The organism is Aerococcus loyolae (genome assembly GCF_002871915.2).
GTDB classification, from domain to species: domain Bacteria; phylum Bacillota; class Bacilli; order Lactobacillales; family Aerococcaceae; genus Aerococcus; species Aerococcus loyolae.
In genome coordinates, this window is record NZ_CP126958.1 from 337,130 (window position 1) to 349,602 (window position 12,473).

Sequence of the window (12,473 nt, forward strand, 5' to 3'; positions counted from 1 at the left end):
ATGGCAATTTATACTCGAACTGGTGACCAGGGCATGACCCGACTGTACGGAGGCCACAGTGTTTCAAAAGCTTCCGAGCGGGTAGGGACTTATGGAGCGATTGACCAGTTAAATGCCAGTGTGGGCTACCTGGCCGCCTTGGTCAATCCCAAATATGACCAGGTCCACAGCCAACTCCTGGAAATCCAGCAAGATTTATTTGATTGCGGGAGTGATTATGCTACCCTAGACCAAGAACGTCCCTATAAGGTAAAAAATGGTCTAGCAGACAAGTTAGAAGCTTGGATTGATGACTATACTGAAGCAACCCCCAGAATTAAAAAGTTTGTCCTCCCCCGGGGCACTCAGGCTGCTAGCTTTTGTCATATGCTAAGAACGCAAACCCGGACCCTAGAACGCCAGCTGGTGCAATTTAGCCAAGTAAGCCAGGATTATAATCCCCAAGTTTTGCCCTATATTAACCGTTTATCGGACTATTTCTTTAGCTTGGCCCGAGCTTTAAACCATTATGAGAATTACAGGGAGGTTGCCTATAAAAATAGTCGGAATATTTTCTCCCAAGCTAGTCCAGAAAGAAAAGAGTCATAAAGGAGCTTAACCATGTATCCAGTCATGTTAGATATCAGTCACTGGTCAGTTCTCATCATTGGTGGTGGGAGGATCGCTGAGCGAAAATTACAGGGACTTATAAAGGAAGCGGGGCGGATTACGGTCTTGGCTCCTCGAGTGACTGAGCGGATTGCTGACTGGGCCAGGGAAAGGCAAGTGATCTGGCTAAAGCACTCCTACCAGGGCTCTCTGGACTTACATGGTTACCAGATGGTTTTTGCTTGTACGGATAAAAAAGAGGTCAACCAGGCGATTGCGGAAGATCTTGGGTCAGGGCAATTGATCAACCAGACTGGAGACAAGCGAGCGTCAAACTTCTTTAATATGAAAACCATTAATTATGAGGGCTACTTGATTGCTATTTCCAGTCAAGGGCAGTCACCCGCTGGAGCTAAGGCTCTGGGAGAAAGTATCGCATCTTATCTAAAAGACAAGGAGAATTGGATTTGACCACTTATCGTATTGGAACGCGAAGCAGCCGACTAGCCATGCAACAAAGTTTAGAGGTTGTCAGGGCTTTGGAGGCAGTTTACCCGCAGGATGAATTTCAATTAGTCAAATTATCCACCAAGGGGGACAAGGATAAGTCCTCCCCTCTCTCTAAAATTGGGGGTAAGGGGGTCTTTGTTCGATGGATTGAGCAGGCCCTAGTCCAAGGTCAGGTCGATTTTATTGTCCATAGTCTAAAAGATGTTCCTAGCCAATTAGCCCAAGGGACAGTTTTGGCCGCTATTCCTAAACGCCAAGACCCTGGAGATGTGATTCTGACTGCTAAAGGAATGGACTGGCGCGACTTGCCTGATGGCGCTAGGGTAGGGACTGGGAGTTTACGTCGCTTAGCCCAACTGCACGCTTTAAGACCGGATTTGGAGATTGTCCATGTCCGCGGGAATATTGATAGTCGTTTGGATAAACTCGCTCGTGGCGACTTCCAGGCCCTGGTCCTCGCCACGGCAGGCCTTAAACGCTTGCAGCTCCTTGATTATCCCTTTGACTCCATGCGCTTTAACCAAAAAGAAGCCAATCGTGACGCTCATATTCTCAACAATTATGAGCTCCAGGCCCATGCTTTTAGCCTGGAAGAAATGATTCCTGCAGTTGGCCAAGGCGCCTTGGCAGTCCAATGCCTGAGTGATGATCAGAAAACTAGACAAGTCCTCCAAGCCATTGATGACCCTGAGACCCACCAGGCAGTGGCTTGTGAGCGGGTAGTCCTTAAGGCCCTAGGAGCCGATTGTAACTATCCGGTAGGTGCCTATGGCCAAATGAAGGACCAAGTGATTCAATTAACCGCTATGATTGGTCGTCAGGACGGCTTAGCCTTGGTTAGAAGCCAATTAGAAGCCCCCCTAGACCAAGCCTTAGCCCTAGGTCAAGCGGTTTACCAAGATCTCCTGGACCAAGGAGCAGGAAAATGGTTAGATCAAGGTGACCCTAATGACTAGACTTCTCTGGACGGCATCACGCCCCTTGACTAAAAAGCAGTCAGCTCGCTTAGAGCAAGCAGGCTACCAGCTGGGCTGGCTGCCGGTCATCCAACTAGAGCCTCTTGACCAGGTGAGTGACTTAAGTCTTAGAACGGGCGATGCTTTTTTCTTTGTCAGCCGCATGGCCGGCCAAGCTGCCTTTAAGCATTTACTATCTAGTGATACTTTAAGTCAGCTTTACTTTTTTTCCAGTAGCCAGCAAACCGGACGATTTCTTAGCCAGGCCTACTCCATTGATTGTCAAGCCCTGACCCAAGGGGGGACTAGTCAGGAAGCCTTTAGGCATTTCCAAAAAATCAAGGACCACTACCAGCCTAGGATTGACCGGCTTATCGTCCCCATTAGTCCCCAAAGCCAGGGCAAGTACCAGGCTCTAGGGGAAACTTACCTGCCTGATATAAGTATTCAGGAGTGGATCGTTTATCGAAAGCAAGTTAACCGGGACATTCGTCCATCACTTCAAGCCGCCATCAGCCAGGCTAGCCAAGCAGCGCCCCTAGCCATAACGATCGCGAGCGCCAGTGCCTGGCAGGCCTTGGTGGACTTAGTGTCCTTGCCGGTCTTAGAGCAGAAGCGGTCCGCCCTTCAATTGTGGACAATTGGCCCCTTAGCCAGTCAAGCCATTCTCAAAAGTAGCTCCCAAGTTAAACCCTGCTACGAAGCTGACCAGTCGAATTTTGCTGGTTTGGTAGACAGTCTGATTAAATATAAGATATAAAAAACAGCCTAGCTTAAGGAAATTTTCCTCTTAAGCTAGGCTGTTTTTCAATATGTTAAGTAGCTAGTTTTAAATAGTAGGTAACCAGTCAAGTACCTTTTTAATTTCTGGGTCCCAGTAGTCCCAACCGTGTTCGCCAGGCTTTTCATGGTAGGAGAGCTCTAAGGCATCGCCAAAGCGGTCTTTGAAGTGGCGGTTTTGCTCGATTAAGTCATCTTCAGTCCCACAGGTCAAATACACTTTAGGTAGGTCGATCTTATTGTCAATGGCTTGTTGGACTAAGTAATAAATGTCATTGTCAGTTTTGGCGGGAGATTCCTCGTCAAAGAGCATTTGATGTTCGAAAGGAGACTCAGGATCAGGGCCTTGGGCAAAGACATTGACCAGGTCGGTGACTCCCGATAGGCTAGCCACATACCCATATTTTTCCGGATAGGTGAAGGCTGCCTTTAAAGCCCCAAAGCCGCCCATGGAAGCACCAGCGATATAGGTATCTTCTCGCTTAGTTGACACCGGGAGCATGGTTTGGATGATTTCGGGCAGTTCGACACTAATGAAATTGCTATAGGGGTAACCAATGGCATTGTTAATGTACCAGCCGCGGTGGGTAGTAGGTAGGACAATGACCAAGTCCAGGTCACGGGCATAGCGTTCTAGGGAAGTGAAGCGGAGCCAACCATCCTCATTACTGGATAGGCCGTGTAAGAGATAGAGCACCCGGTAAGGGGGTTTTAAACTTTGGCGTTTCTCTTCTGGAGTCCGGGCACAGTTTTGGGGAAAAATGATATTGACATGGACATCCATGCGCAAACTATCTGAGTAAAGCGTGGTCTGTAAAAGAGTCATGGGAATACCTCCTGAATATTTTATTATTATCATTATAACTAAAAGACCAAGTAAAGGCGATTGATCCGGTAGGGGGCTTTAAGTAAAATCTTTTTGATTGATTTCTCTAAATTAACCGCTAAACCTAGCTAAAATAAGTAAACTTGGTATAATGAAAGCATTGACAGAAGTAATGAAGAATTGGAGGATGAGTGATGAAATTTGTCAGCAATGAAAATTTTACCAATCATGTTTACTTAGTGGAGGCTGGTCAAGACTTAAGCATGGTCGACCAGGCCACCCAAGACTATTTAAAAGGCCAACTGGACTTTAAGGGCCAAGCCAAGCAAGTCTACCGTTCTCTAGGTCCTAATAGCCAAAACTTAGTTTTAGTCGGCCTCGGTGAAAAGCCTCAACGCGATAGCTATGTGCTTGCGGCTTTCTTGGCAGCTAAAGAATTAAAGGCGGCTAAGGTTGAAGCAGCCAATGTTTCCTTTGCGGCTACGGGCCGTGCCGCCCTGGAAGGGGTTATTGAAGGTTTCCTACAAAGCGACTATCGTTTTGACCGTTACCTCAGTGATAAAGCTACAAATTCCCTAGCCAAGATTAACCTGCCTAAAAAAGTCGCTGACCTTGACCAAGTGGTTGAGGAAGTGACTCATTTAGTGGAAGGAGTTAATGCGACGCGCGATTTAGTCAATACTCCTTCTAATCATCTCAGCCCCGCTCAACTAGCCGACCAAGCCAAGGACTTGTTAACTGGGCTTGGGGTAGAAGTGGAAATCTTCGATAAACAGCAAATCGAAGACTTGGGCATGGAAGCCCTCCTAGCAGTTAATGCTGGTTCGGTCAATGAACCTCGCTTCTTAGTGATGAATTATCTCCCTCAAGGCCCCGAAGAAAAGGCCATCGCCTTAGTTGGCAAGGGGATTACCTATGACTCCGGTGGCTACGCCTTAAAACCAGCCAACTCCATGATCGACATGAAGGACGACATGGCTGGGGCAGCAGCCGTGATTGGCAGTATTTACGCCTTAGCTAAAAACAAGGTCAATAAAAACGTTGTAGGTGTGGCTGCCATCACCGAAAACTTGGTCTCTGCCAGCTCCTATAAAAATGGGGATATTATTGGTTCCATGAAGGGAACGACGATTGAGGTCTTGAATACTGACGCTGAGGGTCGGGTGACCTTGGCAGATTCGATTTACTATGCGGCTGCTAAAGTGAATAGTGAGTGCGTGATTGACCTAGCGACCTTAACGGGGGCTTGCTTAGTTGCTCTTGGTGAACGGACAGCTGGGGCCATGACCAATGATCCTGAGCTCTTCCAAGCAGTAGACCAAGCTGCTGAAAATGTTGGGGAGCCCATTTGGCAACTACCAGCACCAGAAGAATTACGGGAAGCCGTTAAGGGCACCAATGCCGACTTAAGAAACTCTACCGGACGCAATGGGGGAACCATCACTGCAGGGGTCTTCTTAGAACACTTTGTGGAAGGTAAGCCATGGGTTCACTTGGATATTGCTGGCCCTGCCTTCGGAGAAAAAGCCTACCGCTACCTCCCTCAAGGAGCAACCGGTGTGCCAGTCAAAACCTTATACCAATTTGTGAAAGGACAAGCTGAATCCAAGTAGCTGTCTCTATTTTTGCTAGTAAGGAAACTGGCTTAATTTAAAGGTAATCGGCCACCTATAGTCTTCCATGGCTAAAGGGGCCGATTTTATTTTTGCCTCTTTAGGCTAAAACTTTAAAAATGGAGATAAAGCGGGTAAAATTGAAGTGACGTCAGTTTAAGGATTCAAGAAGGAGGATCTACTATGGTAAAAATGATACTGGATTTAGATACAGGGGTTGACGATGCTCTAGCCATTGCCTATGCGTGTGCCTCAGCAGAAGTCGACTTAATCGGTATTACGGGGACCTATGGCAATGTCTTGATGGAAACAGGTCTGAAAAACGCCAGTCAATTATTGGATTTATTTGGTCAAGGCCAAGTCCCAGTTTATCCAGGCTTGGACCATGCCTCGGATAAGGAAGACTTTGAAGTGCAAGAAGTCTCAGCCTTAATCCATGGTAAAAATGGCCTGGGTGAGGTTGACTTGGGTGACCGGCCCGTTAAGCAAGCCTCTGGCAATGCGGTTGACTTTATCCTCGAATCGGCTAGGAAGTATGGAAAAGATTTGAAAATTGTCGCTACTGGTCCCATGACTAACTTAGCCGCAGCCATTGATAAGGACCTCGACAGCTTATCCCAAGTCGGTGAAATTGTTATTATGGGGGGAGCTTTGACGGTTTGTGGTAATGTGTCGCCTTTTGCAGAGGCCAATATTAGCCAAGACCCTGCAGCCGCTGACAAGTTATTTAGATCCGGCTTACCAGTCACCATGGTGGGCTTAGATGTGACCTTACGCACTCTCTTGACCTACAAGCAAACCCAAATTTGGCGGGACTTAGGCACTGAGGCTGGGGAGAAGATGGCTGATATTGTAGACTATTACATTAAATCCTACGAAGTCACCTCGCCCCACTTAAAGGGCTGTGCCCTCCATGACCCATTAGCCGTGGCGGTGGCTGTTCAAGGGGACTTAGTTGACTGCCTGCCCTTAGCCATGAAGGTTGAAACTGAAGGAGAAAGTCGGGGACGGACTATTGGTGATAATGACCGTTTAAATGATCCCGATCCTAGTGTCCGAGTAGCCGTGATGGTTGATGTGGACCGATTCTTAAATGAATTTATGACCCGTTTGACCCAGCTCTTTGAAGACCATTAAAAACAAATAAAGTAAAAGTGCTAGTATCGCTCTTAAGTTTTTTTAGAGGAGGATACTAGCACTTTTTTATTGCCTATTTATCTGAGTGAGTTCGCTCTAGCCTTTATCGCTTGCTTCTTCATCGTCGATAGTGAGCTGGTAATTCTCTTCACCGAGTTGATTGACCATGTACTTGTCGATATAGGAGAGGGCCTTGATGAAGTCGGAGCCGGAAAATTCATGTTTACCGCCAGGAATCATTTCTAAATGGGACTTGGGGAAAAGCTCGGCGGCCTTTTGGGCGTAGACTGGGGGGACGAGGACATCATCTTCTCCATGGACAATGAGAACTGGGCCAGGATAGGAAGTAATAATGTCTTCCACATCCACCTTAAGCATGTCTTCGATATAGTAACGGCTAACCGATACTCCCATAATATCGATGGAGTCAGGGATTTCTTCCTTGTCAGGGACAAAGTCGTGGACTAGGCTGGGCATATTGAAGGCAGGATAGAGTAGGATCATGCCCTGGATATCCTCGGGGTGTTTAGCTGCCATCATAGTAGCCACGAGACCGCCCTGGCTATCTCCCAATAGGTAAGTTTGACTGGAATCAATTGCTTTATAGCCAGTGAGCTTTTGGTAGATTGCCTCCAGGTCAGCCAGCTCAGTTAGTACAGTCATATCGGAAAAGTCACCGTCACTGCTATTTAGGGGCGCGCCACCGATAAAGTCAAAAACATAAGCGGCTACCCCACGTTTAGCCAAATGGGTGGCGTAAGGGGTGGTGGTTAGATCGGTTTGGTTAATCCCATGGGCTAGGATAGTCAAAGGCCAGGATTCTTGGTCGCCCTTGGGCAAGAAGAGCTTACCGTGAATTTTAAAGCCATCCCGCATGACATTTAATTCATATTGAACATAGTCCTCAGTCTGACTCAAAACGGTTAATTGGTCCAGTTCAGTCGCCTGGTCACTGGCTGGCTGTGTTTCATCCTTTTGCTCAGTTTGTGGGGGCTTACTTTCTGTTTGGTCTTCCTGGCTAGCCTGCTCAGGCTTAGTAGAGTCTGGTTTTTGACCACAGGCAAAGAGCAGACCGGTCATTAAGAGTAGGAGTAATTTTTTTATTGTCATCATAATCCTTCCTTATTTTTAATGCTTACGGAATAAGGCCCGCACGCGTTTACGGTTATCCCGGCGAATATACTTGGCTGAAGTGGTCCGGTTTCCTAGGTAATTGATACTAGAAACGGTAAAAATAGCTAAACCGATAGCTACGGTACTCATAAAGGTCTCTAGCAGTTGACTAGAAAACAAGTCAAAGTCGCGTTGAAAAAGATAGAGGGCTGTTCGATAAAGGCCCCCGCCAGGGACGATGGGAATAAAACCCGGAATGAAAAACAAGGTCACCGGTTGGTGGAAACGATTGGCCGCCCACTGGGACATAGCGGCAATGACTAGGCTGGCCCAATAAGATGACCAGACCGGAGTCGAGCCTGCCAGGACCTGGGTGAAATAGTAGGTTAACCAGCCAAACATCCCAATCAAGGAGACTTGGAAAATCATTCTTTTTGGTACCTCAAAGACATAAGCGCAGAAGAAGCCTACAGTCAGTGAAAAGAAGGCATGATAAAGAAATAAAGCAATCATTTAAACACTCCTTCTAAGATGAGAAAGGCAATGATTGAACCCAAGGCTAGACTCCCTGCAGTGAGGAGGGCTTCCACTAAACGGGAAGAGCCGGCGATGAAATCCTCGTGGAAAAGGTCACGGACAGCGGTGGTGAAGGGAGTTCCTGGCACTAGGGGCATGAGAGAGGCGATCACCACGGTTCCGCTGGCTAAATCAGGCCACAAATACATCTGAAATAGGTGAGGCAAGAGAGTGACGACACTTGCCTGAATGACATTGGTAAAGAAAGTCCCAAAATTAAAGCGGTTACCCCCTAGAAATAAAAGCGCCAGGACCAGGCCATTAATAGCTGCCGTTAAACCTTCAAAGGGACCACCATCAAAAAGAAAGGTAAAGCAAAAAGTCATTCCCCATATTCCTAAGGCCATTCGGTTAGGATTATAGAGATTACGTCCCGAGCGAATGTTCAATAAGAGGGTGTAAGTTTGGTCAATGTCTAGCTGCCCTTGGACGAAATAATCAGTGATCCGGGTCACTTGACCAATTTTATTGAGGTTGTTGCTGTGGCTGGTGATCCGTTTCACTCCCACATAAGCCCCACTCTCAAATTTAGGGTCGTCAATAATGGCTAATAAATTGGTTGAAAAAGAACAGCCGACTGCAAAAGCTGCCTGGGAAAGACTAAGAATCTTATTCATGGTATCTTCTACCCGGTAAGATTCTGCCTGACTTTCACACATAATTTGTCCGGCAAGTAAGGCTAATTCTAAGAGTTTTTTGACTTGCTGTTGCCCCATAGACATCACTTTCTAATGGTATTTGCCCTTGTGCTTGGCAGAGGGTTAAGTGGCCTGATCCGATTGCTAGTGTCGCTCTTTAAGTAAGTTAGAAATAACCTGGGCCACCCCATCCTCCTTGTTGCTAGGTGCTAGGTAGTTTGCCTGGTCTTTGACCAATTGGCTGGCATTAGCCATGGCATAAGAATATTTGACCGGGTGGAACATGGAAATATCATTGTGAGAATCGCCGATGGTGAGTATTTCATCGCTTTGATAGCCTTTGGACTGGGCGTAGGCCATTAAAGCATTGCCCTTAGTAGCATCACGCTGGGTAATTTCTAAATTATCGGGTCCGGAAGAAGAGACCGCTAATTCTGGATGGCTATCAAAATGCTCGATAAATTGCTGGAGAATAGCATGGTCTTCAGAAAAGACCATGACTTTTAAGGCAGGCTCATTCTTCCCATTAATATAGTCCCTAATATCACGGATATAGTTAGTATCAAAGATAAATTGGGCCGCACTTGCCATAGCTTTGGGATCGCCCTGGCTGATGGCCTTAATTTGGTCGATAAAAGTTTCTGGATTATAGAGATAGTATTGGTTTTGGGTCATAATGGAGTAGTTAATGCTGTAATAGTTAAAGTAATCCAGCAGTTCACTAAGGAGTTGACCGGAAAAATATTTTTGCTGGCTGGCTTTACCATTGATATCAGTAAAAACTGCCCCATTTAAATTAATCATCGGGCAGCGTAAGTCTTGCATATCTAGTAAAGGTTGGGCCGAGTGATAGCCCCGTCCGGTAGCTACCATAAATTCAATTCCCTGGTCTTTTAAGGACAAGATCGCCTGACGGTTAGCATCAGAAATGACATGGTGGTCATTGAGTAGGGTACCATCCATATCAGTGACAAATAGTTTAATCAAGTAAGTCATCCTCCTTTGTCAAAATCCGATTCTTTGCCCCTAGTATAGCAGAAGCGCTCCTGACTTCCCATTGTCATGGGTGAAAACGCAAGCCCTTGGGAAAGAAGTTTTTAACGGTTCCTTGGACTTGTTTGCCAAAGCTAATCACCATCCCTTGGTAAACTAAGAGGACCCAAGCTTGGTTGCCAGGATAAGCTAAAGTGAGCCCTTGGACATAATTTACCCAGTCATCGTAGCTGATTTCAATTTGAGGGTAAGTGGCTTTGGGAGCCAAGGCCATGGCCCACGCATAGCTAGGTTGGAAACGATTTTTAAGTAAGCTCCCCAGGTGGAGACCTAGACGGAGACTGTGTAATTGAGTGAGGGGACCCTCCACCAGCATCTGATAAGTGACGCCGGGAGGGAGGAGCCAAACCTGGTCGCCTTTAGCAATTAACTCTCGATGGCGGTAGTCTTCACTAGGGAAGCTTTGGCTAAGGGCAGCGAGATTTTTCTTTTCCTCTGGCTCTAATAAACGATAGGTAGCCTTGTGAGTTTGTTTTTTGCCCTTCTTAGGGCGGATCTTTTTGTTTTTTGGCACCACTTGGTCAGTATTAAGACTGTTTTTGGCCTTGAGACGGGCAATAAAGTGGCCCTCGCCGATGGAACGATGGGGCCAAATTCTCACACAGGCGGAGAGATCATAGTCAGATTGACTCCAGTCACTTCGCCCCCTAGAGATCGTTTCAGCAGGGAATTGGTCAATCCATTCTAGGTCAAAGTCACCCTGGTCCAATAGCCAGGCGATAATCTCTTCGTTTTCCTCTGGTGAGAAGGTACAGGTGGAATAGATTAATTGACCACCTGCTTTTAGCATCCGAACCGCTTGGCTCAGAATTTCCTTTTGCCGTTCTTGGCAGAGGAGGGGCGTCTCTTTGGTCCAGCCATTACGAGCGGCTTGACTTTTGGTAAACATGCCCTCACCGGAGCAAGGAGCGTCAACCAGGATTTTATCGAAAAAGGCTGGGAAACACTTAGTCAAACTTTCAGGATCATGGTTGGTTACCAGCGCATTGGAAATGCCCATTCTTTCAATGTTTTCAGCTAAGATCTTGGCCCGCTTAGGAATAATTTCATTAGCGATCAAGAGACCTTGACCCTGCATATCAGCAGCAATTTGGGTGGATTTTCCCCCTGGTGCGGCACAAAGGTCGAGAATTTTTTCTCCTGGCTGGGCTTGGACCACACTAGCAACCGCCATGGCCGAAGCTTCCTGGCTATAGACTAGGCCGGCTTGATGGATGGGAGAGTTTCCGTCTACTTGGCCTAAATAACCCCATGGACTATAGGGACAGGGGGTTAAATCTTCTGAGAAGTAAGACTGGCAAATGGCTTGGGCATTGGCTTTTAGGGGGTTGATCCGAAAGGCCTTCTGGGCCTCTCCTTTATTAAGGGCTGCGAAGAAGTCAGCGGCTTCATCACCCAAGAGCTGGTTAAATTTATCAATAAATTCCAAAGCGAGCGACATGGTTATTTTCCTTTCTGGCTTAATAAGTGCATATTACCATAGAATGAGTCATGCTCCAATAAGATTTCAGTAGAGGACGACTCAGAAAATAAGGTGGCTTCTATGCTATCATTTAAAGTGTAAAATAAAAAATACCCGGTTAGAGGCTAGAATATGAATGAGGAGGAAGATTTTTCATGTTTTTTATTGATACGTCACGTCATGGTCAAGCGGTTTATGATCCCATTGTTAACCAATCTTTGGATAATTATTTGATCAATGACCTAGCCCTGGAAGGCCACGGCTTAATTATGTATATTAATGCCCCCTGTGTCATTATCGGTAAAAACCAAAATGCCTATGCCGAAGTTGACCTGGATTATTTAGAAAAGAATGATATCACTTTAGTCCGGCGTACGGGTGGCGGGGGAGCTGTTTATCAGGACTATGGCAACATTGTCTTTGAAAATATTGTCGTTGGTGATACCTCACATTATGGTGATTTTTCTTACTATGCCCAACCGATTATTGATGCTTTGACTGCTCTGGGGATTGAAGGGGTCCAACTCAAAGGCCGTAACGATATTGTGGTCGATGACTTAAAAATTTCTGGCATGTCCATGGTCAAGGTAGAAAATGCTCTGGCGGCCGGAGGTACCCTCCTCTATGATTTGGATACCCAACAAGCGGGACGGGTGCTGACCCCAAACCAAGATAAGTTGAAAACTAAAGGGGTCAAGTCGGTAGATAAACGGGTCTCTAATCTCAAACCGCTCTTAAAGGGTGATTTAGCTGACTTATCCACGGAGGAATTTAAAGAGGCCCTACTCAAGGAGATCTTCCATACGGAGGACTTGGATTCTATCCCAAGCTATACCTTAACTGATGAGGACTGGGCCATTATTGACCAAAGGGTGGCTGATTTTTATGGTAAGGATGAATGGAATTATGGGTCCAATCCTGGCTTCCATTACTATAAGACAGCTTATTACCCTGGAGTAGGTACCGTAGCTTTTAACTTTAATATTAGTGATGGAATCATTACTGACTTTAAGACTTATGGAGATATGAGTTTTGGCCAACCGGACCAAGTCGACCAAGCCATGATTGGGAAGACCTATGACCAAGCTGGAATTGCTGCAGGCCTTGAAGCTGGCAACTATCAAGATAATATTGGCAAGCTTCCTATCGAGGACTTAGTCTCTCTTATCTTGAATTAATTATAATTAAAAAAGTGTGACCAAGTTGATTAGCTTGGTCACA

At 46.3% G+C, this 12,473-nt stretch carries 13 protein-coding genes; 7 read left to right on the forward strand and 6 right to left on the reverse strand.

What is annotated here, in order from left to right; all coding sequences use genetic code 11:
* The 4 genes from CJ190_RS01495 to CJ190_RS01510 are packed head-to-tail and all read left to right on the forward strand — an operon-like array spanning nucleotide 1 to nucleotide 2,814.
* A complete protein-coding gene (locus tag CJ190_RS01495; RefSeq protein ID WP_064292659.1) occupies nucleotides 1-588 on the forward strand; it encodes a cob(I)yrinic acid a,c-diamide adenosyltransferase in 588 nt (195 codons plus the stop codon).
* Nucleotides 589-600: 12 nt separating this feature from the next.
* Nucleotides 601-1,059 carry a precorrin-2 dehydrogenase/sirohydrochlorin ferrochelatase family protein gene (locus tag CJ190_RS01500; RefSeq protein WP_064292658.1) on the forward strand — a complete coding sequence of 153 codons (459 nt, stop codon included), beginning with the start codon at nucleotides 601-603 and terminating at the stop codon, nucleotides 1,057-1,059.
* Complete coding sequence (gene hemC, locus CJ190_RS01505) at nucleotides 1,056-2,054, forward strand: hydroxymethylbilane synthase (protein ID WP_064292657.1); 999 nt, start codon at nucleotides 1,056-1,058, stop codon at nucleotides 2,052-2,054. Before CJ190_RS01500 ends, hemC begins: the two co-directional genes overlap by 4 nt.
* On the forward strand, nucleotides 2,047-2,814 hold the full coding sequence (locus CJ190_RS01510; RefSeq protein WP_064292656.1) for a uroporphyrinogen-III synthase: 768 nt from the start codon (nucleotides 2,047-2,049) through the stop codon (nucleotides 2,812-2,814). Before hemC ends, CJ190_RS01510 begins: the two co-directional genes overlap by 8 nt.
* A 69-nt stretch (nucleotides 2,815-2,883) precedes the next feature.
* Here the strand turns inward: CJ190_RS01510 and CJ190_RS01515 are convergent, their stop codons facing one another.
* Nucleotides 2,884-3,660: an alpha/beta hydrolase gene (locus tag CJ190_RS01515; RefSeq protein ID WP_064292655.1), complete on the reverse strand. Its 777-nt coding sequence runs from the start codon at nucleotides 3,658-3,660 to the stop codon at nucleotides 2,884-2,886.
* 194 nt (nucleotides 3,661-3,854) lie between these two features.
* Between CJ190_RS01515 and CJ190_RS01520 the strand changes: the two genes are divergently transcribed.
* Entirely contained in the window at nucleotides 3,855-5,273 is a 1,419-nt protein-coding gene (locus CJ190_RS01520) for a leucyl aminopeptidase (RefSeq protein WP_064292654.1), read from the forward strand.
* Between the two features lie 183 nt (nucleotides 5,274-5,456).
* Nucleotides 5,457-6,410: a nucleoside hydrolase gene (locus tag CJ190_RS01525; RefSeq protein ID WP_064292653.1), complete on the forward strand. Its 954-nt coding sequence runs from the start codon at nucleotides 5,457-5,459 to the stop codon at nucleotides 6,408-6,410.
* A gap of 96 nt (nucleotides 6,411-6,506) precedes the next feature.
* On the opposite strand, the gene CJ190_RS01530 is transcribed toward CJ190_RS01525, so the two are convergent.
* The 5 genes from CJ190_RS01530 to CJ190_RS01550 form a co-directional block, all read right to left on the reverse strand.
* The gene (locus CJ190_RS01530; RefSeq protein ID WP_168162773.1) at nucleotides 6,507-7,520 is read right to left on the reverse strand and encodes an alpha/beta hydrolase family protein; all 1,014 of its coding nucleotides are present in this window, start codon (nucleotides 7,518-7,520) and stop codon (nucleotides 6,507-6,509) included.
* An 18-nt stretch (nucleotides 7,521-7,538) separates the two neighbouring features.
* The gene (locus tag CJ190_RS01535) at nucleotides 7,539-8,036 is read right to left on the reverse strand and encodes a threonine/serine exporter family protein (protein ID WP_064292652.1); all 498 of its coding nucleotides are present in this window, start codon (nucleotides 8,034-8,036) and stop codon (nucleotides 7,539-7,541) included.
* Nucleotides 8,033-8,815 (reverse strand): threonine/serine exporter family protein, encoded by a 783-nt coding sequence (locus tag CJ190_RS01540; RefSeq protein WP_064292651.1) that lies wholly within the window; start codon nucleotides 8,813-8,815, stop codon nucleotides 8,033-8,035. Before CJ190_RS01540 ends, CJ190_RS01535 begins: the two co-directional genes overlap by 4 nt.
* A gap of 66 nt (nucleotides 8,816-8,881) precedes the next feature.
* On the reverse strand, nucleotides 8,882-9,724 hold the full coding sequence (locus CJ190_RS01545; protein ID WP_168162772.1) for a Cof-type HAD-IIB family hydrolase: 843 nt from the start codon (nucleotides 9,722-9,724) through the stop codon (nucleotides 8,882-8,884).
* A gap of 73 nt (nucleotides 9,725-9,797) precedes the next feature.
* Entirely contained in the window at nucleotides 9,798-11,231 is a 1,434-nt protein-coding gene (locus CJ190_RS01550) for an RsmB/NOP family class I SAM-dependent RNA methyltransferase (protein ID WP_064292649.1), read from the reverse strand.
* Nucleotides 11,232-11,407: 176 nt separating this feature from the next.
* Here CJ190_RS01550 and CJ190_RS01555 point away from each other — a divergent pair, with 176 nt between their 5' ends.
* On the forward strand, nucleotides 11,408-12,430 hold the full coding sequence (locus tag CJ190_RS01555) for a lipoate--protein ligase (RefSeq protein WP_064292648.1): 1,023 nt from the start codon (nucleotides 11,408-11,410) through the stop codon (nucleotides 12,428-12,430).
* Nucleotides 12,431-12,473: the final 43 nt, after the last annotated feature.

What these genes read in the sequence shown, in the direction of transcription:
- CJ190_RS01495 (WP_064292659.1), top strand. Translation starts at nt 1, where the DNA reads ATGGCAATTTATACTCGAACTGGTGACCAGGGCATGACCCGACTGTAC.
- CJ190_RS01500 (WP_064292658.1), top strand. Translation starts at nt 601, where the DNA reads ATGTATCCAGTCATGTTAGATATCAGTCACTGGTCAGTTCTCATCATT.
- CJ190_RS01510 (WP_064292656.1), top strand. Translation starts at nt 2,047, where the DNA reads ATGACTAGACTTCTCTGGACGGCATCACGCCCCTTGACTAAAAAGCAG.
- CJ190_RS01515 (WP_064292655.1), bottom strand. Translation starts at nt 3,660, where the DNA reads ATGACTCTTTTACAGACCACGCTTTACTCAGATAGTTTGCGCATGGAT.
- CJ190_RS01520 (WP_064292654.1), top strand. Translation starts at nt 3,855, where the DNA reads ATGAAATTTGTCAGCAATGAAAATTTTACCAATCATGTTTACTTAGTG.
- CJ190_RS01525 (WP_064292653.1), top strand. Translation starts at nt 5,457, where the DNA reads ATGGTAAAAATGATACTGGATTTAGATACAGGGGTTGACGATGCTCTA.
- CJ190_RS01530 (WP_168162773.1), bottom strand. Translation starts at nt 7,520, where the DNA reads ATGACAATAAAAAAATTACTCCTACTCTTAATGACCGGTCTGCTCTTT.
- CJ190_RS01535 (WP_064292652.1), bottom strand. Translation starts at nt 8,036, where the DNA reads ATGATTGCTTTATTTCTTTATCATGCCTTCTTTTCACTGACTGTAGGC.
- CJ190_RS01540 (WP_064292651.1), bottom strand. Translation starts at nt 8,815, where the DNA reads ATGGGGCAACAGCAAGTCAAAAAACTCTTAGAATTAGCCTTACTTGCC.
- CJ190_RS01550 (WP_064292649.1), bottom strand. Translation starts at nt 11,231, where the DNA reads ATGTCGCTCGCTTTGGAATTTATTGATAAATTTAACCAGCTCTTGGGT.
- CJ190_RS01555 (WP_064292648.1), top strand. Translation starts at nt 11,408, where the DNA reads ATGTTTTTTATTGATACGTCACGTCATGGTCAAGCGGTTTATGATCCC.